The organism is Streptomyces alkaliphilus, from assembly GCF_014141535.1.
Classification (GTDB): Bacteria; Actinomycetota; Actinomycetes; order Streptomycetales; family Streptomycetaceae; genus Streptomyces; species Streptomyces alkaliphilus.
The window spans coordinates 1-2,876 of record NZ_VKHT01000679.1 but is presented as its reverse complement, the minus strand read 5'-3'; the positions used below and the strand labels follow the sequence as shown (position 1 = coordinate 2,876).

The following is a 2,876-nucleotide window of genomic DNA, read 5'->3' as shown; positions in this document are numbered from 1 at the left end:
AGCGGGGAGTGACCGGAGGGCGGTGATCTTGTGCCGACCTCTCGGGTTTCCGATGCGACCGTCGTGCATGGGCGGGGTCCGGGCCGGGTATGGGGCGGCCCCGGGCCGGAGGCGGATCGGGCCGGGCCGGGCCCCGTTCCCGGGGGTGTCACGGGCCCCCGGTAGATTGCCGGGCACAGCATGCCGGACCCACCCGCGAGAGCACCCGGCCGCCTCGTCGCGTCCCGGGACCGTGTCCGGCCGGAGGGAGTGAGGCAATCGTGGACCGTATCGCCCTGCGCGGACTGCGTGCCCGGGGATTCCACGGCGCTCTTCCGGAGGAGCGGAGTCTGGGGCAGACCTTCGTGGTGGACGTGGTGCTGGGCACCGACATCCGCCCGGCCGCCGCGGCCGACGACCTGGAGCGCACCGTGCACTACGGGGTCGTGGCGCAGGAGGTCGTGGAGATCGTCTCCGGTGAGCCCTTCGCCCTCATCGAGACCCTGGCCGAGCGGATCGCGGCGCGGTGCCTGGACCACGGGGCGGTGCGGGAGGTCGAGGTGACCGTGCACAAGCCGCAGGCCCCCATCACCGTGCCCTTCGACGACGTGACCATCACCATCAAGCGGAGCCGAGCATGACACCCGACAGTGCCGCGTTTCCCGACCCGACCGTGCAGCCGGTACCGCGTTCCGTGGTGAGCCGGGTGGACGCCGCCGACTCGACCCTGCACAACCCGCAGCGTGCCGTGATCTCCCTGGGCAGCAATCTGGGGAATCGTCTCGAGACCCTTCAGGGGGCGATCGACGCCCTGGAGGACACCCCGGGCGTGCGGGTCAAGGCGGTCTCCCCGGTGTACGAGACCGAACCGTGGGGGGTGGAGCCGGGCACCCAGCAGACCTATTTCAACGCGGTGGTGCTGCTGCGCACCACCCTTCCCCCCTCCTCGTTGCTGGAGCGGGCGCATGCCATCGAAGAGGCGTTCGAGCGCATCCGTGACGAACGGTGGGGGCCGCGCACCATCGACGTGGACATCGTCGCCTACCAGGGCGTGATCTCCGACGATCCGGTGCTGACGCTGCCGCATCCGCGCGCCCATGAGCGGGCCTTCGTGCTGGTGCCCTGGCACGACATCGAGCCGGACGGTGAGGTGCCGGGACACGGCGCGCTGGCCGGCCTGTTGCCGATGGTGGGCGACCAGGGCGTGACCCGGCGGGAGGACGTGGAGTTGGTGCTGCCGAGGTGAGGTCGCCCCGCGTCCGGGCAGGAGCGGGGGAACGGCCCCGGGAAAGACCGGCGCCTCGGCCGGCTCCGTGCCGGGACGAGGGTCCCGGCGACCCGGGGCGACCATGGTGACGGCACGACGGATGCGGGTGACGGTGAGGCTGCGGTGAACCAGCTGCGGGTGGGCGTGTTGGTACTGATCTTCGTCGCGGCGACGGGTCTGGCCTGGGCGGGATCGGGGTTGTGGGACGCGCGCGGCACCCTGCCCGCCGTCCCCTGGCCCGCGCCGGTGGTGTTCGCGATGCTCGCGGGGCTGCTGTTCGCCATGGCGCTGTCGTTGCGTTCCCGGTTGCGGGCGCGCCGGGAGCTGCGGCCGGGGGCCCGGCCGGTGGATCCGCTGGGCGCCGCCCGGTCGGTGATGCTCGGTCAGGCGAGCGCCCTGGTCTCGGCGCTGGTGGGGGGCCTGTACTGCGGATTGGGCATCTTCCTGCTGCTGGAACGCATGGACGTGCCGGCGCGGCGGGAGCAGGCGTTGTACGCGGGGTTGACCGTGCTGGCGGCGGCGGCCGTGTGCGCGGCGGCGCTGTTCCTGCAGCGGGTCTGTCGCCTGCGGGGGGACGAGCCGGAGGAGAACGGCAACGGGGGACCGCTCGGTTCCCCGATGTGACGCCTCCGGCGATCACGGGCGCGGATCCCCGGGGCCCGTGATCGGCGGACGGGTGTGGGGTCGGCATCCGATGGGTAACCGGCGGGGAACAGTCCCCGAACGCTCTCCCCCATGTGCGGGGGTCACGGTAGGTTTCGGCCATGGCACGTGGACGTCATCGACACGCGCCGCTGCACCGGGTGGCGGTTCCCGCCGGTGTGGGCGGCTTCGCGGCGCTGTGCGCCGCGACGGCGCTGTTCGTGGGGGGCGCCCCCACCTGGCTGCTGCGGCTGTTGGCCGTGCTGGCCGCCCTCTCCGCGGTGGTCGGCGCGATACTGCTGCGCGCGTGGGACTCCGAGGCGGGCCGGCGGGTCGCCAAGGAGCGGGCCGCCGGCGCGGCCCTGTCCTGGCGGCTGGACGAGCGCCAGGCGGAGCTGGAGGAGGCGCAGGAGCTGGTGGCCTCCCTGGAGGAGAAGGTCCGGGCCAAGCGCGCCGAGTTGGGACGGCTGCGCGGCGAGCACGCCGATCTGCTGCGCCGGTACGCCCGGGCGGAGAACGACCGCGCGCACGCCCTGGAGGGACGTCGCCGGCTGGCGCTGGAGGCCGCGCGTCCGGTACCGGTGCTGGAGGGGGCGGCCGGGAACACGGGTGATCCCGCCGATGTCGACGGCGGCCCCGAGGGCGTTGCCGGGACGGAGGGGGCGACCTCCGACGCCCCGGGGCCCGGGGCCGAGTTGTACCGGCGGGCGCTGTCGGCCCTGAACTCCCTGACCCCGCGGACGGCGTCGTCCGAGCCCGTGCGGGGCTCCGCGACGGCCGACGCGGAGCGGACCGGCGGTGCCGACGGGTCGGCCCGGGAGCGTTCGCGTGCCGGGGGCCGGCTCCGGGGCAAGGGCTTCGACTTCTTCGGTACCGCCGCCCGGCCCCGTCGGGTGCCGGGGGCTCCTTCAAGTGGCCCCGTCACCCCGGAGAACCCGGAGGGGGATCCCGTCGGGTCGGAGGCGGACCCCGACCCGGCCCCCATCCC

4 protein-coding genes are annotated in these 2,876 nt (G+C 74.4%); all 4 read left to right on the top strand.

Features of this window, described 5'->3' with window-relative positions; translation table 11 throughout:
• Positions 1–260 precede the first annotated feature (260 nt).
• Positions 261–620 carry a dihydroneopterin aldolase gene (gene folB, locus FNQ90_RS27565; protein ID WP_143623427.1) on the top strand — a complete coding sequence of 120 codons (360 nt, stop codon included), beginning with the start codon at positions 261–263 and terminating at the stop codon, positions 618–620.
• Positions 617–1,225 (top strand): 2-amino-4-hydroxy-6-hydroxymethyldihydropteridine diphosphokinase, encoded by a 609-nt coding sequence (folK, locus tag FNQ90_RS18370; protein ID WP_143623429.1) that lies wholly within the window; start codon positions 617–619, stop codon positions 1,223–1,225. Before folB ends, folK begins: the two co-directional genes overlap by 4 nt.
• 144 nt (positions 1,226–1,369) lie before the next feature.
• Positions 1,370–1,870: a DUF3180 domain-containing protein gene (locus FNQ90_RS18365; protein WP_143623431.1), complete on the top strand. Its 501-nt coding sequence runs from the start codon at positions 1,370–1,372 to the stop codon at positions 1,868–1,870.
• 140 nt (positions 1,871–2,010) lie between these two features.
• Positions 2,011–2,876 (top strand): coiled-coil domain-containing protein (locus tag FNQ90_RS18360; RefSeq protein WP_182607379.1); only part of this gene is annotated, 866 nt, incomplete at its 3' end.